A 20,661-nucleotide genomic window follows, 5' to 3' on the forward strand; every position below is an offset into this window, starting at 1 on the left:
CAAGTCCGGCCTGACCGGGCTGGTTTTGAGGAGTTCGGCCCGCGCCGCCGCGACGGGCCTCGGGATGCAAGCGTTTGCGCGGTGGCGCGCGGGGGCGGGCGTGTGAGCGAGAACATCGCGGGATGAGAGGCTTCTCATGATGTAAGCGCTTGCAACTCTGCGGGACGCCGGGATACGGTCGCTCCCAGCCGACGTCACGCAGCCGTGCCGCCGCTTCCGCTCCCACCGCTCCCCAGGAGTCTCTGTGTCGATGACGACCCCCTCGCGCGCGCGCCGCGCCCTCGCTTCCCTCGCGACCGCCGCGCTCGTCCTGACCGCGGGGGTCTCGTCCCTCGCCGTGCCCGCGCTCGCCGCGCCCGCGGCCGCCGCCGCGGACCGCACCGTCGCCCTCGTCGGGTCGCTGCAGAGCGAGCTCGGCTGCAGCGCCGACTGGCAGCCCGAGTGCGAGGCCACCGAGCTCGCCCCGACCGGCGACGACGGCCGCTACGCCGCCGAGTTCGAGGTCCCGGCCGGCACGTGGGAGTACAAGGTCGCCCTCGACGACGCCTGGGACGAGGCGTACGGACTCGACGGCACCGACGCGAACATCCCCGTGACCATCGCGGGTCCCGCGCGGCTCCGGTTCGTCTTCGACGCGACCCTCCAGCGCGTGGGTGTGGAGGCCCTCGATCTCACCGGCGGCTACAGCGACGCCGACGACGCGCTCGTGGCTGAGCCGGTCCGCCAGCCGGGCGCGGAGGAGCAGTTCTACTTCGTCATGACCGACCGGTTCGCCAACGGCGACCCCTCCAACGACACCGGTGGCCTCGAGGGCGACCGCCTCGCCACCGGCCTCGATCCGTCGGACTCCGGCTTCTATCACGGCGGTGACATCGCCGGTCTCCGCCAGAACCTCGATTACATCGAGGGGCTCGGCACGAGCGCGATCTGGCTGACCCCGAGCTTCATGAACAAGCCCGTCCAGGGCTCCGGCGCCGACGCCTCGGCCGGCTACCACGGGTACTGGATCACGGACTTCACGCGCATCGACCCGCACCTCGGCACCAACGAGGAGCTCGCGGCCTTCATCGAGGAGGCCCACGCGCGCGACATCAAGGTCTACTTCGACATCATCACCAACCACACCGCCGACGTCATCACCTACGCCGAGGGCCGGTACTCGTACGTCGATCAGGCGACGCGTCCGTATCGGGATGCCGCAGGCGCCGACTTCGACCCGGCGACGTATGCGGGCACCGACTCCTTCCCCGCGCTCGACCCCGCGACCTCCTTCCCGTACACCCCCGTCATCGCGCCGGAGGAGGCGGAGGTCAAGGTGCCGGCGTGGTTGAACGACCCGACGCTCTACCACAACCGCGGTGACTCGACCTGGGCGGGGGAGTCGGTCACGTACGGCGACTTCGTCGGTCTCGACGACCTCATGACCGAGCACCCCACCGTGGTGAACGGCTTCGTGGAGGTGTATCAGGACTGGGTGGACCTCGGCATCGACGGGTTCCGCATCGACACCGTCAAACACGTCAACACCGAGTTCTGGGAGACCTGGACCACGGAGGTCCTCGACTACGCCCGCGCGCAGGGTAAGCCCGACTTCTTCATGTTCGGCGAGGTGTACGACGGAGACCCGGCCAAGCTCGCGCCCTACGTCCGCGGAACCGACATGAACTCCGTCCTCGACTTCGCCTTCCAGGGCGCGGCCTCCTCCTTCGCCGGCGGCGGCAAGCCCACGGGCCTGTCGACGCTCTTCGCGGGCGATGACCGCTACACGACTCCGGATTCTTCCGCGACGGCGCTGCCGACCTTCCTCGGCAACCACGACATGGGCCGCATCGGACACTTCCTCAGCGGCAAGGGCGACGTCCTCCAGCGCGACCGTCTCGCGCACGAGCTGATGTTCCTCACCCGCGGCCAGCCGGTGATCTACTACGGCGACGAGCAGGGCTTCGCCGGCAACGGCGGCGACCGCGCCGCGCGTCAGTCGCTCTTCGCCAGCCAGGTCGCCGAGTACACCGAGCAGCCGCTCGTGACCGGCGAGACCGTCGGCACGCAGGACCGCTACGACACGGAGGCTCCGCTCTACACCGACATCGCGGCGCTCTCGCAGCTGCGGGCCGAGCACCCGACCCTCACCACCGGTGCGCAGATCGAGCGTCACGCCGCCGACGCCGCGGGGATCTACGCGTTCTCCCGCGTCGACCCCACCGAGCGTGTCGAGTACCTCGTCGCGATCAACAACGCCACCACCGAGGCATCCGTCGCCCTGTCCACCCTGACCGCGGACGCTTCCTACGCCCCGGTCTACGGCGACGCCGAGACTCTCGCCACGGATGCCGCCGCCGAAGTGTCGTTGACCGTGCCGCCGCTGTCCGCCGTGGTGTGGCGGGCCGATCGCACCGTGTCGGCACCGGCGGAGGCCGCGCCGCTGACGGTGTCGGTCCCCGCCGCGGGGGCGGGTCTCTCCGGAAGCGCCCCGATCGCCGCGACGGCGGACGATGCGTGGCGTCAGACCGCGTTCGCGTGGCGCGTCGTCGGCGGCGGCGACTGGCAGCCGCTCGGCGTAGCCGAGGACGTCGACCCGCGCGTCTTCCACGACGTCGACGACCTCGCACCCGGAACGCTCATCGAGTACCGTGCCGTGTCGACCGATGCCGCGGGTGCGCGGTCGGCCGCATCGACCTACGCCTCGGTCGGCAACCGCGTCGATCTCGGCGTCGTCGAGGAGGAGCCCGAGGGCCCCGGCGAGGTCGAGCCGCAGGAGCCGACCGTCTACGGCGCGGTCAGTGTTCCCGGAAGCCTCAACAGTGAGGCCGGATGCCCGGACGACTGGCAGCCGGGGTGCGACGCGGTGCAGATGACCCAGGTCGACGGCATCTGGACGCTGCGCCTCGACGACCTGGCGGCCGGCGACTACGAGTACAAGATCGCCACCGAGAAGAGCTGGGACGAGAACTACGGCGCCGGCGGCGTCCTCAACGGCCCGAACATCACCCTCGCCCACGCGGGCGGACCGATCGAGTTCTTCTTCGACCCGCGGACGAAGAACGTCGCCTCCACCGCGGACGGCCCCGTCATCACCCTCCCCGGTTCGTTCCAGAGCGAGCTGGGCTGCCCGGCCGACTGGTCGCCGGCCTGCCTGGCGAGCATGATGTTCGATCGCGACGGCGACGGCGTCTTCCAGTTCACCACCGACGACCTGCCGACCGGCTCGTACGAGGTGAAGGTCGCCCACGACCGCAGCTGGGACGAGAATTACGGGGCGGACGGCGCCCCCGGCGGGTCGAACATCACCTTCCGCGCCACCGAGGGGAAGGTCACCACGTTCCGCTACGACATCGCCTCGCACCGCCTCACCGTCCGCTCCACCGAGAGCGCGGTCGACGGGCTCGGCGAGCTCCGCGCCCACTGGATCGACCAGGCGACGATCGCGGTCCCGAGCGACCTCGGGTCCTCGGCCGCGGGCGCGGTGTGGGAGCTCTACGGCTCGACGGATGCCGGTCTCTCGCTCGAGGGCACCGAGATCCGCGGGGGCGACCCCCTCACGCTCTCGGTGATCGAGGGCGGCCTCACCGAGGAGCAGCGCTCCCGGTTCCCGGCGCTCGCCGCGTACACCGCGCTGCGGGTGGACGACGTCGATCGCGAGACCGTCGCCGCGCTCCTGACGGGGCAGCTCGCCCTCGCCCAGCGGACGGCGAACGGTGCGGTGTCGGCGTTCACCGGCATCCAGATCCCGGGCGTCCTCGACGACCTCTACGCGGATGCGGTGCGCGACCTGCCCCTCGGGGTGACGTTCTCGGGCAAGAAGCCGACGTTCCGCCTCTGGGCCCCCACGGCGCAGTCGGCGACGCTGCTGACGTGGGAGGCCGGAGCCACCGGCGACCCCGTCCGGCACGAGGCGCGCAGGGATGCGGCATCCGGATCCTGGACCGTCGAGGGCGGAGCGAAGCTGCGCGGCGACGAATACCTGTGGGAGGTCGTCGTCTACGCCCCGACCACGGGGGCGATCGAGACGAACCTCGTGACGGACCCCTCGTCGGTGGCCCTCACGACGAACTCCGAGCGCTCGGTCGCGATCGACCTCGCCGACAAGGCCTTCCGGCCGAAGGCGTGGGAGAAGACGGCGGCGCCGAAGATCGACCGCCCCGTGGACCGTGCGATCTACGAACTGCACATCCGCGACTTCTCGATCACCGACACCACCGTCCCCGAGGACGAGCGCGGTACGTACCGGGCGTTCACGCGGGCCGGGAGCGCCGGCATGACCCAGCTCGCCCAGCTGGCGGATGCCGGGATCAACACCGTGCACCTCCTGCCCTCGTTCGACATCGCCACGATCGAGGAGGACCGTGCGGCGCAGGCCGTGCCGGACTGCGACCTGGCCTCGTTCGCGCCGGATTCGGATCAGCAACAGGCCTGCATCGACGCCGTCCGCGACGCCGACGGCTTCAACTGGGGCTACGACCCGTTCCACTTCTTCGCACCGGAGGGGTCGTACGCGACCGATCCCGAGGGCGGGGCGCGCGTGGCGGAGTTCCGCGACATGGTCGGGGCGCTGCACGCCACGGGCCTGCAGGTCGTGCTCGACCAGGTCTACAACCACACCGCCCAGTCGGGTCAGGGCGAGCGCTCGGTCCTCGACCGCGTCGTCCCCGGCTACTACCACCGCCTCAACGCGGCGGGCGGCGTGGAGACCTCGACCTGCTGCGAGAACGTCGCCACCGAGCACGAGGTCGCCGAGAAGCTCATGGTCGATGCGGTCGTCCTGTGGGCGCGCGACTACAAGGTCGACGGATTCCGCTTCGACCTCATGGGGCACCACTCGCGCGACAACATGCTCGCCGTGCGCGCCGCGCTCGACGAGTTGACGCTGAAGAAGGACGGCGTCGACGGGAAGAGCGTCTACCTCTACGGCGAGGGCTGGAACTTCGGCGAGGTGGCGGACAACGCCCTCTTCGAGCAGGCCACGCAGGGGCAGCTCGGCGGCACCGGCATCGGCACGTTCAACGACCGTCTCCGCGACGGGGTGCACGGCGGCAGCCCGGTCGACGGCTCATCGACGCTCGACCAGGGCTTCGGCACGGGCCTCGGCACCGATCCGAACGGCTCGCCCGTCGACCCGGCCGACCGCACGCTCGGTCAGCAGACCGACCTCGTCAAGCTCGGGCTCGCCGGAAACCTCCGCGACTTCACGTTCACGGCATCCGACGGGTCCGTGAAGCGGGGCGACGAGGTCGACTACAACGGCTCGGCCGCCGGCTACGCCGACCAGCCGGACGAGGTCATCACCTACGTCGACGCGCACGACAACGAGACGCTCTACGACCTGTCGGTGCTGAAGCTGCCGGTCGAGACGTCGATGGCCGACCGGGTGCGGATGAACACCGTCTCGCTCGCGACCGTCGCCCTGGCGCAGACGCCCGCGTTCTGGCACGCCGGCACCGAGCTGCTGCGCTCGAAGTCGCTCGATCGCAACAGCTACAACTCCGGCGACTGGTTCAACCGGATCGACTGGACCGGGACCGAGTCGACCTTCGGGTCGGGCCTCCCCCCTCGCGCCGACAACGAGGAGAAGTGGCCGCTGATGGCGCCGCTCCTGGCGAACCCGGCGCTGAAGCCCGCGGCATCCGACATCGCCGCGGCGGAGTCGGCGGCGCTGGACCTCCTGCGGGTGCGGTCGGAGGTCGGACTCCTGCGCCTCGGGTCGGCGGATCTCATCACCGAGAAGGTCTCGTTCCCCGGTGGGGGAGCGGATGCCGCACCCGGCGTGATCACGATGGTGATCGACGACCGGATCGGCGCGGGAGTCGACGACGAGCTCGCCGGTGCGCTGGTGGTCTTCAACGCCTCGCCGGAGCCGGTCACCCAGACCGTCGACGCGCTCGCCGGTCGGGACTTCGCCCTGACTCCGGCGCTCGCGAACGGCGCCGACCCGGTGGTGAAGACCACGACGTGGGATGCCGCCACGGGAACGGTGACGGTGCCCGCGCGCTCGGTCGCGGTGCTCACCGAGGCGGAGATCGTGCCGGTCGCCACGACCGTCGTGGCGGTACCGGATCGGTTCGTCGTCCCCGTCGGCAAGTCCGTGTCGGTCAGCGGTGCGGTCTTCGCCCGCGACCGGACCGCGCCCGTCGGCACCGTGACGATCACCGACGCGGGGAAGACCGTGGCGACCGTCGCGGTGACGGCCGACACCAACGGCCGCTTCCGCGTGACGCTCCCGCCGCTCTCGCGCGGCCTGCATCTGCTGCGGGTGTCGTTCACGGGGGCCTCGGGCTACGAGGACTCGCGCATGGTGGTTCCGCTGCCGGTCATCGCGCGCTGACGCGCTCCGCCGGAAACACCTCGGCCCCCTCACCGCGATGGTGAGGGGGCCGAGGTGTTCTCGTTAGATTGGATCCCCTGCCGAAAAGTAGGACGTCCATGTAAAATCTCCACAGTGACAATGTCGTCCCACGAGGAAGCAGCATCATGACCATGGAGATGTCCGTCGCCGCCGCATCCGGCGCGACCGAATCCGCCCCCACCCTGTCCGCAGAGGACCGCGCTGCGGTCCTGGAGGCGGTACGGGACTTCGCCGCCGCCGAGCTCGCGCCGCACGCGCTGGAGTGGGACCTCGCCGGGCACTTCCCGCGCGAGACGCTCGAGCGCGCGGGCGAGCTGGGGCTCGGCGGAATCTACGTCCGCGAGGATGTCGGCGGCACCGGCCTCGGCCGCAGTGATGCGGTCGCGATCTTCGAGGAGCTCGCCCAGGGCGATCCTGCGGTGGCGGCCTTCGTGACGATCCACAACATGGTCGCCTGGATGATCGACACGTACGGCAGCGAGGTGCAGCGCCGCCGGTTCCTCCCCGAGCTCACCGCGATGCGCGGCTTCGGGAGCTACTGCCTCACCGAGCCCGGTGCGGGATCGGATGCCGCCGCCATCACCACCAGCGCGATCCGCGACGGCGCGCACTACGTGCTCACGGGCGTCAAGCAGTTCATCTCCGGCGCGGGGGAGGCATCCGTCTACGTGGTGATGGCCCGCACCGGCGAGCCGGGTGCCCGCGGCATCTCCGCGTTCCTCGTCCCGGGCGACGCCGAGGGACTCTCGTTCGGGCCGCACGAGAGGAAGATGGGGTGGAAGGCGCAGCCCACCCGGCAGGTCATCCTCGACGAGGTGCGCGTGGGGGCCGATGCGCTGCTCGGCACCGAGGGGCGCGGCTTCGCGATGGCGATGTCGGCGCTCGACGGCGGGCGGCTGAACATCGCCGCGTGCTCGCTCGGCGGGGCGCAGTGGGCGCTGGATCGCGCGACGCGGTACGTCCACGAGCGGTTCACGTTCGGCGACCCCCTCGCCGAGAAGCAGTCGGTGGTCTTCACCCTCGCCGACCTGGCCACCGAGCTCCGCGCCGCCCGTGCGCTCGTCCGCGATGCGGCGGCGGCGCTGGATGCCCGCGAACCGGATGCGGGGATGCAGTGCGCCATGGCCAAACGCTTCGCCACCGACGTCGGGTTCCGCGTCGCCAACGACGCCCTCCAGCTCCACGGCGGGTACGGCTACCTGCACGAGTACGGCATCGAGAAGGTGGTGCGCGACCTCCGCGTCCACCAGATCCTCGAGGGTACGAACGAGATCATGCGGGTCGTCATCGGCCGGCACCTTCTCGGAGCCTGACGTGCGCGTCGCCTTCCTCGGCCTCGGTCACATGGGACTCCCGATGGCGGTGAACCTCCATCGCGCCGGACACCGGGTGGTCGGTTTCGACGTGGCGGATCGGGCTCGGGGTGCCGCGCGGGAGGCGGGCCTGGAGGTCGCGGGCTCCGCCCCGGATGCCGTCCGCCGCGCGGAGGCCGAGGTGGTCGTGACGATGTTCCAGAACGGCGCGCAGGTGCTCGCGGCCTACGCCGGGGCGGTCGGTGACCCGGGGCTCTGCGACGTCGCGGCGCCGGGGACGCTGTTCGTGGACTGCTCCACCATCGCCGTCGACGACGCCCGGAACGCGCACGAGATCGCGGAAGCCGCCGGTCACCGCGCGCTGGACGCCCCGGTGTCCGGCGGGGTCGTGGGGGCCGAGGCGGGCACCCTGACCTTCATGATCGGGGGTGCGGCATCCGATCTCGACGAGGTCCGCGCGCTCCTGGAGACCATGGGGCGACGCGTCGTCCCCTGCGGCGGACCCGGCCTCGGACAGGCCGCGAAGATCTGCAACAACATGATCCTGGCGGTGTCGCAGATCGCCGTGGCGGAGGCGTTCGTCCTCGGTGAGAGCCTCGGCCTCGGCCACGCGGAGCTGTACGACGTCGCCGCGCACGCGAGCGGTCAATGCTGGGCGCTGACGGTGAACTGCCCCGTCCCGGGCCCCGTGCCGTCGAGCCCCGCGAACCGCGACTTCGCCCCCGGGTTCGTCGGTGCCCTCATGGACAAGGACCTCACGCTCGCCGCCCGGGCGATCGCGGACGCCGGCGTCTCGGCGCGCCTCGGATCGGCCGCGCACGAGATGTACCGTCGCTTCGCGGAGGGGGAGGGTGCCGGACGGGACTTCTCGGGCATCATCGAGACCATCCGCGCGCACAGCCGCGGAGCCGAATCGCCCGACGACGCACGAGGAGCACCCCGATGACCGAGTACGACACGATCCTGGTCGACACGCGCGGACGCGTGGGGTGGATCACGCTGAACCGTCCCGAGGCGCTGAACGCCCTCAACGGCCGTCTCATGCACGAGGTCGTCGACGTCGCGACGCGCTTCGACGCCGATCTCGGGATCGGGGCGATCGTCGTCACCGGATCGGATCGGGCCTTCGCCGCCGGTGCCGACATCAAGGAGATGGAGGACAAGACCGGGCTCGACATGGTCATGGAGGACCACTTCGGCGGCTGGGCGCGGTTCGCGGCGCTGCGGACGCCGGTCGTCGCCGCCGTCGCCGGGTACGCCCTCGGGGGCGGGTGCGAGCTGGCGATGATGTGCGACATCATCCTCGCCGCCGACACCGCGCGGTTCGGGCAACCGGAGGTGAACCTCGGCGTCATCCCCGGCATGGGCGGATCGCAGCGCCTGGTCCGCGCGGTCGGCCCCTACAAGGCCGCCGACCTCATCCTCACCGGTCGGATGATGGATGCCGCGGAGGCCGAGCGCGCGGGCCTCGTCTCGCGGGTCGTCCCCGCCGCCGACCTCCTGATCGAGGCGGGCGCGGTGGCGGAGCAGATCGCCGCGAAATCGCTCCCGTCGCTCTATGCCGCCACCGCGGTGCTGGATGCCGCGCAGGAGACGACCCTCGCCGAGGGGCTCCGCCTGGAGCGCCACATCTTCGCCGGTCTCTTCGACACCGAGGACCAGAAGGAGGGCATGGCCGCCTTCCGCGAGAAGCGCGCCGCGGAGTTCCGGCACCGGTGAGAGGCGTCAGAGGTGAGGCGGGTCAGAGGGGTTCCGGTAGCGGCCGCGGATCGGTGAAGTCCCCCGCGGAGCGCCGCAGTCGCGCGATGATCCGGACGAGGTCGGTCACATCCTGCTCGTCCAGCCCCGGCTGCGCGAAGACCTCCGCATTCAGTGCCGCCGTCGCGTCTTCGACGACCGTCCGCCCGGATGCGGTGAGCACGAGCATCGCGGCCCGGCGATCGGTCGGGTGCTGCTCCCGCATCACCAGGCCGTCGCGCACCAGCCGATCCACCGTGCTGCTGACGCTCGTCGGATGCACCTGCAGGCGCGCGATGGCGCTCGACATCGGCATCCGTCCCTCGCGGGTGAAGCCGAGCAGGCGCAGCATCTCGTACCGCGCGAACGAGAGGCCGAAGGGCTTCAGCGTCTGGTCGATGCGCGCGAACATGAGCTGCTGCGCACGGATGACGGAGGTCACCGCGGACATGCCGGCAGCGGCATCCGTCCAGCCGTGGTCGATCCACTGCCGCTTGGCCTCCGCGATCGGATCGACCGGGAGCGGTCCGTTCCTGGGCATGCGCACCTCCCGTCTCACCCACCACGCTAGCCCTCGCGGCATCCTAGACTCGAGGGCACGAAGGAGCGGAGCATCATGAAGATCGTCGTCCTGGTCAAAGAGGTTCCGGATACCTGGGGGCAGCGCCGCCTCGATCTGCGAACGGGGCTCGCCGACCGTGCCGCGAGCGACGCCGTGCTCGATGAGATCGGCGAGCGAGCGCTCGAGGTCGCGCTGTCGTACGCCGATGCCCACGAGGGCACTGAGGTCGTCGTGATGTCGATGGCGCCGGATTCCGCGGCGACGACCGTGCGGAAGGGGCTCGCGATGGGCGCCGCCTCCGCGGTGCAGATCGTCGACGAGGGCCTCCTCGGGGCCGACCTGGGCCTCACCGCCGAGGTCCTCGCCGCCGCCCTCCGCCGCACGGGCTTCGACCTCGTCGTGGCCGGAAACCTCTCCACCGACGGTGCCGGCGGCGTGCTCCCGGCGATGATCGCGGAGCTTCTGGACGTCCCCGCGGCGACGTCGCTGACCGAGGTCGAGATCACCGAGGGCGGGGACGGCGGCGCGGTGCGCGGCATCCGTTCGTCCGACGGCGCGACGATGCGCGTGACGGCGCCGCTGCCGGCGGTCATCTCGATCACCGAGGCGCTGCCGGACGCCCGCTTCCCGAACTTCAAGGGGATCATGGCGGCCAAGAAGAAGCCGTTCGAGACCCTGTCGTGTGCCGACCTCGGCGTCGACCCGCACGCTCACGAGCACGCGCGGTCCATCGTGATCGGCCTCGCCGAGAAGCCCCCGCGCGAGGCCGGCGTGAAGATCGTCGACGACGGCACGGCGGCCGAGCAGCTCGCAGACTTCCTCGCACAGAATCGGCTGGTGTGACATGGCGGACACGACCTTCCCGGACGACGCGATCCTCGTCCTCCTCGACACGACGCCCGACGGTGCGCTCGCATCCTCCGGCGCCGGCCTGATCGGCGCCGCGGCGTCGATCGGGACCCCGGTCGCCCTCGTCGTCGGCGACACCGCGCGGGAGGCGGATGCCGCGGCCCTCGGTGCCGGCATCGTGCTCGTCGCCGCCCCGCGCGACGGACTCGGCGTCGCGGCGACCGACGCGCTCGCCGCCGCATCCGAGCTCGTGCGGCCCGCCGCGGTCCTCGCGGCGCACTCGGTCGAAGGGCGGGAGGCCGCGGCACGGTTCGCCGCCCGGACCGGCTCGGGCCTGTGCGTGGACGCGGTCGGGGTGTCGCGCGACGAGGAGGGCATCCTCGCCCAGCACTCGGTGTACGGCGGCGAGTATCTCGTCGACTCCGCAGTGACGTGGGGCGCGCCCGTCATCACCCTGCGGATCGGGGCCGTCGATGCGCGGGCGGAAGCGGTTGCGGAGCCGGCCGTGCACGCGCTGGAGGTGCGTTCCTCGGGTCGCCGGGCCGCGGTCGTGGAGTCGGTCGAGGCGGCGGTCGCGACGTCCGCGCGTCCAGAGCTGCGCGGTGCTGCGCGCGTCGTGTCGGGTGGACGCGGCTTGGGTTCCGGTGAGAAGTTCGCGCTCGTCGAAGAACTCGCCGACAGCCTCGGCGCGGCGGTCGGAGCGTCGCGCGCGGCGGTCGACGCCGGGTACGTCCCCGCCACCTACCAGGTCGGTCAGACGGGCGTTTCGGTCTCGCCGCAGCTGTATGTCGCTCTCGGCATATCCGGCGCGATCCAGCACAAGGCGGGGATGCAGACGGCGAAGACGATCGTCGCGATCAACAAGGACGCCGATGCGCCGATCTTCGAGATCGCGGACTTCGGCGTCGTCGGCGATCTCTTCGAGGTCGTGCCGCGGCTGATCACGGCGCTGCAGGCGAAGAGGGGCTGAGGATGACGACGACCCGACGCCTGCGGCGGGGACTGCCGCGCGTGGTCGGCGGGGAGCCCTGGCCTCCGGCATCCGTCGCGCCGCTCGCGCCCGACGTCGCGCCCGCGCCGGCGCCTGACCTCGCGCCCGCGCCGCCCGTCGACGCCGACGTCGCGCCCGCGCCCGCGTTCGCTGAGGTGTCGCTCGTGGCCCCCTCCGCGCCCGGGACGGGGCCACGAGCGACACCCGAACGCCCGCTGCGGCGAGGGCTGCCGCGCGTCGCCGGCGGCGAGCCGTGGCCTCCGGCATCCGCTGCGCCGACGCCCGCGCCCACGAGCGCGCCCGCACTGTCACCCGCGCCGGCGTCTGTCGCTTCTCAGGTGGCAGTTCCGGCCCCCTCCGAGCCCGTGACGGGGCCGCAAGCGACACCCGAAGCGGAGTCCGGCGCGCCGATGACGGATGCCGGGCTGCGCCGCGGGCTCCCGCGCGTACCGGGTGGCGAGCCGTGGCCCCCGGCATCCGCGTCCCGCGTCGCCGCACCCGAGACCCCCGAACCCGCCCCGACGGCCGCGCCCGCACCCGTTGCGCCCGGGACGCCCTCTGCACCTGAGGTGGCGGGTGTGGCCGCATCGGATGCCGCGACGCGGCCACACCCGCCACTCGACGGCGCCGCCCCGGCGCGCGACCTGTCCGTTCCGTTGCCCTTCACCCCGACGGTGTGGGCGGGAGCATCGGCCGCCGCGCGCCCCGCTCCTCGCCCCGAACCCCGCCGGTTCGGCCCGTTCACCGCTCTGCAGTGGCTCGGCGCGGTCGTGGTCGGCGGCGCGGGCCTGATCTACGTCGCCGGCATGCTCGTCGTCGCCGTGCGGTGGCTGGTGAGCACGGCGCCGGTGCAGGAGTTCCTCGTCCGCTACCCCGGCGAGTACCACCTCCCCGAGGGGGCGCCGGTCGGCATCCCCGCGTGGCTGGCCTGGCAGCACTTCTTCAACGTTTTCCTGATGGTGCTCATCATCCGCACGGGCCTGCGCGTGCGCACCGAGAAGCGGCCCGACGCCTTCTGGTCGCCGCGCGGCGCGAAGAAGCGCAAGACGAGCCTGAACATCTGGTTCCACCAGAGCCTCGACGTGCTGTGGGTCATCAACGGCGTCGTGTTCGTCGTGCTGCTGTTCGCGACCGGCCAGTGGATGCGGATCGTGCCGACGAGCTGGGAGGTGTTCCCCAACCTCGTCTCGGCCGGGCTCCAGTACGTCTCGCTCGACTGGCCGACCGAGAACGGGTGGGTGAACTACAACAGCCTGCAGCAGCTCGCCTACTTCTCGACGGTGTTCATCGCCGCGCCGCTCGCGATCATCACCGGCATCCGGATGAGCATGTGGTGGCCGAAGAACGCCTCGCGCCTGAACAAGGCATACCCGGTCGAATGGGCGCGGAAGCTCCACTTCCCGGTGATGCTGTACTTCGTGGTGTTCATCATCATCCACGTCGCGCTCGTCTTCGCCACGGGGGCGCTGCGGAACCTGAACCACATGTACGCCGCGCAGGGGTCGGTCGACCCCGACGCGTACGCGACGAACTGGACCGGCTTCTGGCTGTTCACGCTGTCGATGGCGGTGATCGCCGCCGCCTGGGTCGCCGCCCGCCCGATGGTGCTCGCCCCGATCGCCCGACTGTTCGGCACGGTGTCGTCGCGCTGACCGGGCTCGTCGCGCTGACCAGACTCCGCTTCCCGGTGCGGGGGATAACCCGAATCGGAGTCTCCGGATGCCTCGGGGGCGCGTCAGCGCACGCCGCTCTACCGTGAAGGTATGACCGACATCGCCGCTTTCCCGCCCGCTCGACCCCCACGCGCCGTGCGTCCGCTGCGCGTGACCGGCGCGGCCCTCCAGCTGGCCGCCCTCGGTGTCGTGGGACCGGTGGTGTTCACGATCCTCGGCGTGCTCCTGGGCGTCGGGATCGGGCTCGTCCCCGTGATCGGAGTCGGCCTCCTCCTCCTCCTCGGCTTCGTCTACGGACTCTTCGCGCTGGCGTTCCTCGAATACGCGCGCGTCGACGGGCTGTACGACCTGTCGCTCCCCGCTGTCCGACCGCGCACGAGCGGACGCCCCGGGTTCGGCGGATTCCTGCGGACGATCTGGGCGCAGTTCACCGATCCCCTCATGTGGCGCGGGGTCGCGAGCGCCGCGGTGGCGACCGTCCTCGGGTTCATCGTCCTCGCCGCCGCCTCCGTCCTCGTCTCCGGAATCGCCGTCGTCTTCTCCCCGCTCTACGCCGATGGTGCCGACTCGGTCCGTCTCGAGCGCACCCCCTTCGACATCCCCGTCTCGCTGGGCGTCCCGCTCGGCCTCCTCGCCGTCCTGCTCTCCGCCGTCGCGATCGTGGGCGTCGCGCTCCTCCACGGCGTCATCGCCCGCGCGATCCTCATCCCCTCGCGCGAGGGAGCGCTCGCCGAGCAGGCGCGCACCTCCTCCGCCCAGCGCGCCGGCGCCGTCCGTGCCGCCGACCTCGAGCGCACCCGCATCGAGCGCGACCTCCACGACGGGGTGCAACCGCGCCTGGTCTCGGTGGGGATGACACTCGGACTCGCGCAGCAGAAGATCGACTCCGATCCGGATGCCGCCAAGACCCTCCTCGCCGAGGCGCACACCTCGACGAAGGCGGCCATCACCGAGCTCCGCCAGCTCGCCCGCGGCATCCACACCTCCGTGTTGGACGATCGCGGACTGGATGCCGCCCTCTCGGCGCTCGCCGCCCGCTCGCACGTGCCCGTCGCCCTCGACGTGCGCATCGACGAGCGCTGCAGCAAGACGGCGGAGACCGCGGCCTACTTCGTGATCGCGGAGGCGTTGACCAACGCCGCGAAGCACTCGCGGGCTTCCGCATGCCGCGTGGTGGTGCGCCAGCGCGAGGGCGGCATCCTGTGGGCCCGCGTCGAGGACAACGGCATCGGCGGTGCGCAGATCGTCCCCGGAGGCGGCCTCGACGGCATCGCCAACCGCGCACTCGGCGCCGGCGGGGAATTCCGTCTCGACAGTCCCGTCGGCGGTCCGACCGCCCTGGAGGTGAGCATTCCGTGCGCATCCTGATCTGTGAGGACTCCGTCCTCCTCCGCGAGGGACTCTCGCGCCTGCTCGCGGATGCCGGACACGACATCGTCGCTGCGCTCCCCGACGCCACCGACCTCGAAGCGACGGTCGCCTCCGCGAATCCCGACCTCTGCATCCTCGACGTGCGGCTTCCGCCGACGGGGACCGACGAGGGGATCCGCGCTGCGCTGGCGCTCCGACGCGATCGGCCGGAACTCCCGGTGCTCGTCCTGTCGCAGTACGTCGAGGAGCGCTACGCCAGCGAGCTCATCGCGGGCCGCGGCGGTGCCCTCGGCTACCTCCTGAAGGACCGCGTCGCCGACGTGGCGGAGTTCCTCGAGACCGTCGAGGCGATCGGGTCCGGCGCGACGATCTTCGACCCCGAAGTCGTCGCCCAGCTCCTCGGCCGCCGCACCCGCGACGAGCGGATGCAGCGCCTCACCGATCGCGAGTCCACGGTGCTCGCCCTCATCGCCGAAGGTCGGTCCAACCAGGCGATCGCCCGGACGCTGCACGTCAGCGAGGGCAGCGTCGAGAAGCACATCACCGCGGTGTTCCAGAAGCTCGATCTCGAGCAGGACGAGGCGGGCAACCGCCGGGTCCTCGCCGCGCTCGCCCACATCGCCCACGGGGCGCCCACTCAGACAGGAGACCCCTCATGACCACCTCGACCTCGCGTGTGATCGCGATCCTCACCGCCGCCCTGGGTGGTGCCGTCGTCATCGGCGCCGTCGCCACCACCGCGATGTCGACGGTCGCGTCGGCATCGACCTCGTCGTCCACGCAGGACCTCTCGGTGGCTGGCGTCGACCGTATCGATCTGGACCTCGCCGCCGGCGATATGCGGGTGGAGTTCACGGATGCCGCGCGGGCCGAGCTCCGTGTGGACGGCGCCGTGGGTGCCGACCGGTGGACCTTCGAGCGCGACGGCGACACCCTCCGCGTCGCGTCGCCGTCGTGGGGCGGACCCTGGCGGTGGACCTGGGGATGGGACACTGAGGAGAGCTCTGCGGTGCTCACCCTCCCGCGCGAGCTCTCCGGCGTCGACGGCGTCTTCGACCTCGCCGCGGGCGACCTGGACGTCGAGGGCGACTTCGGCGCTCTGGAGATCTCGCTCGGCGCGGGCGAGGCGCGCGTGGACGGGTCCGCACGCGAGGTGGAGGCGGACGTGTCCGCCGGCCGCGCGACGCTGACGCTCGCCGACGTCGAGGACGCCGACCTGATCGTGTCGGCGGGCGGGCTCGAGGGCACCTTCACCGGCTCCGCGCCCCGCACAGTCGACATCGACGTCAGCGCCGGCTCCCTCGAACTCACCCTGCCGGACGAGGCCTACCGCGTGACGTCCGACGTGTCTGCCGGGACGCTGGACAACCGGCTCTCGACCGGAGCGGATGCCGCGCGCACCGTCTCGGTGCAGCTGACTGCCGGTCAGGTCGTGCTGCGGGCGGAGAAGTCGGCGCCGTCCGCCGCTTCCGCCCGGGCGGAGGCGACGCCGGCGGCGAATCCGTCGGCATACGCCTCGTCCGCGCCCTGTCGGAACATGTCGCGTTCCGCGGGGCGGACGATCGAGCGTGCGCCGGGGAGGTCGAGGGGACCGACGAGGTCGCCGCGACCGCGGACGACCGCGACCGGGCGCCGTGTCGCCTTGCCCTTGACGAGGTCGGCGGCTCCGGCGATCTCGTCGGCGACGGCGGGCATCGTCACGACGAGCGGCCTGCCTTCGGCATCCGTCTGTCCGCGCAGATCCTCGAAGACGCGGATGCCGGCGGCGCCGATGGCGTGGTCGGTCTGGCCCTCGCGCCACGCCCGTCCGAGGGTGTCGGAGATCACGACACCCACCTGCACCCCGAGGCGCGCGCGGAGACCCCGGGCGAGGGCGAGGGCCGAGGCATCCGGGTCTTCGGGGAGGAGCAGGACGGTGCCTTCGGGGGTGTTCGATGCGTCGACGCCCGCGGCGGCCGAGACGATCCCCAGCCGGTTCTCGACGATGCGGGTCACGTGCCCGCTCGGCGCCGTGCGGCGCGCGACGAGGCGGACCGTCTCCGCCGTGATCGCGTCCTCGCGGTCGTCCGCGGTGACGAAGCGTCCTTCGGCCTTCGAGACGATCTTCGACGTGACGACGAGGATGTCGCCGTCGTCGAGGGTGTCACCGACGCACGCCGCGATCGTCTCGACCAGGTCGGTGCCTGCGGCGATCTCGGGGATACCGTCGAGAGCCCAGACCTGCAGCACGGGGTCGGCGGGTGGATCAGCGGACGAAGCGGACCTCGGTGAGCGTCTCACCGAGGAACGGCTCCGTGTGGCTGGCGCCGTCGAGGCTGAAGCCGTTGCGCGTGTAGAAGCGGTGTGCGCGCGGGTTGTCGTCGGCGACCCAGAGGTAGACCTCTTCGTCGGCGCCGATGACCGCGTCGAACAGCTTCTGACCGATGCCGGTGCCGTGGTGGGCGTCGAGCAGGTAGATGAAGTACAGCTCGCGGTTGCGCGGGGCGTCCTTGTCGCGCGCGGGACCGGATCCGGCGAAGCCGACGATCTCGCCGTCGACGAGCGCGGCGAACATCCGGAAGTCGGGTCCCTGGACGGCCCAGTGGGTCCAGAGCTCAGCCATGCGACGCGGGGAGATCTTCTCCAGCGCGGCCTTGCTGATGAGGTGGTCGTAGGTTTCGTGCCAGCAGGTGGCGTGGACGCGACCGAGAGCTTCGGCGTCGACGTCGCGCACCGGACGGACGACGATGTCGGTCTGGGTTTCTGCTTCCATGCGGCGACTCTACGCTCGCCGCGACGGCGGGAGAAATCGACCGGATGCCGTCGCGCGAGGCGTCGGGGCGGTTGTCGCCGATCGACAAACGAATCCGGCATCCTCTCGTCGATCACTACGATCACTGCTCGTGAATGTGATCTGGCGGACTCTTCTGGTGATCTGGCGCGCGCGACGGGCGTTGCGTCGTGACGGCGCCGTGCCGACCGGTGCGATCGGCCGCATCCGGCTGCGGACGCTCCCCACCGATGTCGATGTGCTGCGGCACATGAACAACGGGCGGTACCTGTCGCTGTTCGACCTCGGGCGGTGGGATCTGCTGACGCGGACCGGGCTTCTCGAGACGATGCGGCGGAACGGCTGGTACGCCGTGGTGTCGAGCGAGACGATCACGTTCCGGAAGTCGCTGGATCTCGGGCAGCGCTTCGACGTCGAGACGCGGCTGGTCGGACACGACGAGCGGGGGCTCTACGTCGAACATCGTGCGGTCGTGGAGGGCGAGGTCTACGCCCGAGCACTGGTGCGTGCGCGGATGCTGAAGCGCTCGGGTGGGACGTTGTCGCACGACGAGCTCTTCGCGGCGACCGGGCGGCCGGATGATCTCGGCGAGGTGGAGCCGTGGGTGCACGAGTGGGCGCGCGCGTCCGCGCTGCCCTCCACGCGTGCCGACGCGCCGAGCGTCTGGTCCTGACCCGGCGTCGGAAAGGAGGTGGGGCATGCCTTTGGTCCTTCGCCCGTGGTCGGCACGAGACGCTCCCGTGCTTGTGGAGACCGCCTCCGCGGTTCCAGACCTGCAGTCTCAGTTCGGCGACGCGACGCTGGAGAATCTTGCAGGCGCTGAGGCCTTCATAGCGACAGCCCTTGCCTACGACGAGAGTCGGCGCAACTGGGCGATCGTCGAGGATGGAGTCGCCGTCGGCAACATCGGCGCCACGGCAATCGAGCGTCGGCATGGGACCGCATGGATGAGCTACTGGCTGGTGCCGCGCGCGAGAGGAAAGGGGTACGCGGTGCGGGCCCTGAGTGCCGTAAGCACCTGGGCGTTCGAAGACGGGCTGCACAGGCTCGAGCTCGGACATCGAGTCAACAATCCGGCGTCATGCCGCGTGGCGTGCGCGGCAGGGTACGCCCCCGAAGGCATCGAGAGAGAGAAGCTTCGCTACGGCGACGAACGCTTCGACGTCGAGACGCACGCCCGTCTGGCGAAGGATCCGGAGCCGGACGCCGGGGGTGAGAAGATTCTGCTGTCGCTGTGACCCTTTCGAGCTCAGAACGGCGGCGGCGAGGGGTCGGGTGGCGGTGCTCCACCTCCGGAGGGCATGAATCTCACCAAGGGTGCCGGTGGGTGGTCGACGTAGACCCGCCCCGTCGGTGAGGTCCATTCCAGAACCCCGCCACCGAGTTGTCGGACGCCCCAGGACGTGAATTGCTTCATCGAATGGTGTCTCTGGCAGAGATGACAGAGATTCCGGACGTCGGTGGGGCCGCCTTCGGCCCAGTCGAAGGTGTGGTCGAGCTCGCAGCGGATGGCGGGGCGTCGGCATCCGGGAAACCGGCAGTGCCGGTCCCGTGCCCGGAGCAAACGCGCCATCGACGCGGTGCGCCGGTACGAGTCGGTGCAGAGAACCTGCCCGGACACGGGGTGCACGACGAGGCGTTCCCACGTGGCGACGGCGCCGGCGAGTGCGCGGGCGGTGGCGGGATCGATGGGGGCGGATCCGACGAGGTCGGCGGTGGTGGTGTCGTTCGCCGGGTCTTCGTCTTTCCCGAGGAGCGTCATTGCGGGGACGACGACCTGCACCTTGGCGCGGATCATCCCCAGCGTCCCGTTCCCGTCCCCGTCCCTCGTGGGATCCACCAGCGGGGAGGCGCTCAACAACGTGTCGCAGAGGATGTCGGCGCGGATCTGCTCTCGCGTCCGACAGTCCGGCTCCACGTTAGCGTCAGCGTCCGGTTCCGCCCCGCTGTCGGCGGGGGCGTTGCGGGCGTCGATGACGGAGGCGGCTTGTTCGTTGAGTCGGTCGCTGATTCCCTCCGCGAGCAGTGTCGGGAGAGTTGCGACGAGTTCTGACATGCCGTCCCGCAGGGGTGTGACACTCACCCGCCGCTCTTCCCGCGCTTTCGCGTGCCGTTCCGCCAGGGTGCGGGGGTGCAACTCCTGCGCCAAGTGATCGAGGCGATCCTTCACCCGTCCGACCGATTGCCCGACACAGAGCTCCGCTGCGGCCGCGTCGAACTCGGCCCGCGCTTCCCGCGGCAACACCGTCCCGCACCGCAACACCGCGGTCGCGTGCCCGCGGGTGATCCGCCCCGCCTCCCACGCCGCCAACGTCACGGGGTAGCACTCCACCCATTCCACCGCCTGGGTGATCTGCGCCTGCATCGACCGGTCGGTGGTGAACGTCACCCCCGCCAACTCCGCGGCAACGGATCGGTAAACCATCTCCTGCGACCGCACCGACGCCGGCAAACGCCGCGACACCCGCTCCGCAATCGCCCCCGCCCGAGCCTGGTTCCGGACGTTCTCGACCTCCATTGCCCCGAGCGCGGGGGTGATCCGCTCGGCAGCACACGCGACCTCGTCGAGTTCGGCGAGGTCTTCTTCGCTGAACTCGATCAACCGGCTCGTACTCATGTTCGAAGACTAGCGGCAGCCTCCGACATTCAGAGCGAAGTTCGCTCCGATGAATACGTGCGACTATCCGGCACGCGCCGCCGCAGCGGCGGCCGCCATTGCGGCTTCGTCCGGCTCCGGAACAACGGTGAGTCCGGCAGGCGAGTTGGCGGCCTTGGAGAGGGCATCCAGCCAGACCGGGTTCAGCTTCGGGGAGCGGCTGCCGAAGTACTCGAAGACGATCGACACGTGCGGGCTCAGCCAGACGGACGTGCGCCCCATGCCACTGCGCATGGGGTCGGTCCAGGTGAAGGAGAAGGTCTCACTGCGCCGGAGCTTGCTCCAGATCACGGCCTGCAGATGGGCGAGGACTCGATCGTCGAAGGAGACAGTGACTTTCGAGTCATACGTGAACGTGCCCATCTCCCCAGATTATCCTGCCGACGCGCGTCAGGACGC

At 71.1% G+C, this 20,661-nt stretch carries 16 protein-coding genes; 11 read left to right on the forward strand and 5 right to left on the reverse strand.

The features are described from left to right. Positions 1–250: 250 nt before the first annotated feature. From pulA to AB0O93_RS15645, 4 genes are all read left to right on the forward strand, one after another. On the forward strand, positions 251–6,319 hold the full coding sequence (pulA, locus tag AB0O93_RS15630; RefSeq protein WP_363344914.1) for a pullulanase-type alpha-1,6-glucosidase: 6,069 nt from the start codon (positions 251–253) through the stop codon (positions 6,317–6,319). 152 nt (positions 6,320–6,471) lie between these two features. Further along, positions 6,472–7,653 carry an acyl-CoA dehydrogenase family protein gene (locus tag AB0O93_RS15635; protein ID WP_363345015.1) on the forward strand — a complete coding sequence of 394 codons (1,182 nt, stop codon included), beginning with the start codon at positions 6,472–6,474 and terminating at the stop codon, positions 7,651–7,653. A 1-nt stretch (position 7,654) separates the two neighbouring features. Beyond that, positions 7,655–8,599 (forward strand): 3-hydroxyisobutyrate dehydrogenase, encoded by a 945-nt coding sequence (gene mmsB / locus AB0O93_RS15640; RefSeq protein WP_363344916.1) that lies wholly within the window; start codon positions 7,655–7,657, stop codon positions 8,597–8,599. Beyond that, positions 8,596–9,372, forward strand: a complete 777-nt coding sequence (locus tag AB0O93_RS15645; protein WP_363344919.1) for an enoyl-CoA hydratase-related protein — start codon at positions 8,596–8,598, stop codon at positions 9,370–9,372. Before mmsB ends, AB0O93_RS15645 begins: the two co-directional genes overlap by 4 nt. Positions 9,373–9,394: 22 nt before the next feature. Here AB0O93_RS15645 and AB0O93_RS15650 read toward each other — a convergent pair whose 3' ends face one another. Then, positions 9,395–9,931 carry a MarR family transcriptional regulator gene (locus tag AB0O93_RS15650; protein ID WP_363344920.1) on the reverse strand — a complete coding sequence of 179 codons (537 nt, stop codon included), beginning with the start codon at positions 9,929–9,931 and terminating at the stop codon, positions 9,395–9,397. Positions 9,932–10,006: 75 nt separating this feature from the next. Between AB0O93_RS15650 and AB0O93_RS15655 the strand changes: the two genes are divergently transcribed. The 5 genes from AB0O93_RS15655 (at position 10,007) to AB0O93_RS15675 (ending at position 15,495) form a co-directional block, all read left to right on the forward strand. Then, positions 10,007–10,795: an electron transfer flavoprotein subunit beta/FixA family protein gene (locus tag AB0O93_RS15655; protein WP_363344922.1), complete on the forward strand. Its 789-nt coding sequence runs from the start codon at positions 10,007–10,009 to the stop codon at positions 10,793–10,795. Position 10,796: 1 nt separating this feature from the next. Further along, entirely contained in the window at positions 10,797–11,771 is a 975-nt protein-coding gene (locus AB0O93_RS15660; RefSeq protein WP_363344924.1) for an electron transfer flavoprotein subunit alpha/FixB family protein, read from the forward strand. 2 nt (positions 11,772–11,773) lie between these two features. Beyond that, positions 11,774–13,444 (forward strand): cytochrome b/b6 domain-containing protein, encoded by a 1,671-nt coding sequence (locus tag AB0O93_RS15665; RefSeq protein ID WP_363344926.1) that lies wholly within the window; start codon positions 11,774–11,776, stop codon positions 13,442–13,444. Between the two features lie 111 nt (positions 13,445–13,555). After that, positions 13,556–14,833, forward strand: coding sequence for a histidine kinase (locus tag AB0O93_RS15670; RefSeq protein ID WP_363344928.1), 1,278 nt, complete (start codon positions 13,556–13,558; stop codon positions 14,831–14,833). Then, on the forward strand, positions 14,821–15,495 hold the full coding sequence (locus tag AB0O93_RS15675) for a response regulator transcription factor (RefSeq protein WP_363344930.1): 675 nt from the start codon (positions 14,821–14,823) through the stop codon (positions 15,493–15,495). Before AB0O93_RS15670 ends, AB0O93_RS15675 begins: the two co-directional genes overlap by 13 nt. Before the next feature lie 766 nt (positions 15,496–16,261). On the opposite strand, the gene cofE is transcribed toward AB0O93_RS15675, so the two are convergent. Next, on the reverse strand, positions 16,262–17,065 hold the full coding sequence (cofE, locus tag AB0O93_RS15680) for a coenzyme F420-0:L-glutamate ligase (RefSeq protein WP_363344932.1): 804 nt from the start codon (positions 17,063–17,065) through the stop codon (positions 16,262–16,264). A 16-nt stretch (positions 17,066–17,081) separates the two neighbouring features. Then, positions 17,082–17,588, reverse strand: a complete 507-nt coding sequence (locus AB0O93_RS15685) for a GNAT family N-acetyltransferase (protein ID WP_301133969.1) — start codon at positions 17,586–17,588, stop codon at positions 17,082–17,084. 130 nt (positions 17,589–17,718) lie between these two features. On the opposite strand from AB0O93_RS15685, the gene AB0O93_RS15690 reads away from it, so the two are divergent. Beyond that, positions 17,719–18,279, forward strand: a complete 561-nt coding sequence (locus tag AB0O93_RS15690) for an acyl-CoA thioesterase (RefSeq protein WP_363344935.1) — start codon at positions 17,719–17,721, stop codon at positions 18,277–18,279. Positions 18,280–18,304: 25 nt separating this feature from the next. Further along, positions 18,305–18,844 carry a GNAT family protein gene (locus AB0O93_RS15695; RefSeq protein ID WP_363344937.1) on the forward strand — a complete coding sequence of 180 codons (540 nt, stop codon included), beginning with the start codon at positions 18,305–18,307 and terminating at the stop codon, positions 18,842–18,844. 11 nt (positions 18,845–18,855) lie between these two features. On the opposite strand, the gene AB0O93_RS15700 is transcribed toward AB0O93_RS15695, so the two are convergent. Beyond that, complete coding sequence (locus AB0O93_RS15700; RefSeq protein WP_363344939.1) at positions 18,856–20,223, reverse strand: DUF222 domain-containing protein; 1,368 nt, start codon at positions 20,221–20,223, stop codon at positions 18,856–18,858. Positions 20,224–20,286: 63 nt separating this feature from the next. Then, positions 20,287–20,625 (reverse strand): ATP-dependent DNA ligase, encoded by a 339-nt coding sequence (locus AB0O93_RS15705; protein ID WP_363344941.1) that lies wholly within the window; start codon positions 20,623–20,625, stop codon positions 20,287–20,289. Positions 20,626–20,661: the final 36 nt, after the last annotated feature.

Origin of the sequence: Microbacterium sp. NPDC077184, assembly GCF_040687055.1 — a bacterium.
Classification (GTDB): domain Bacteria; phylum Actinomycetota; class Actinomycetes; order Actinomycetales; family Microbacteriaceae; genus Microbacterium.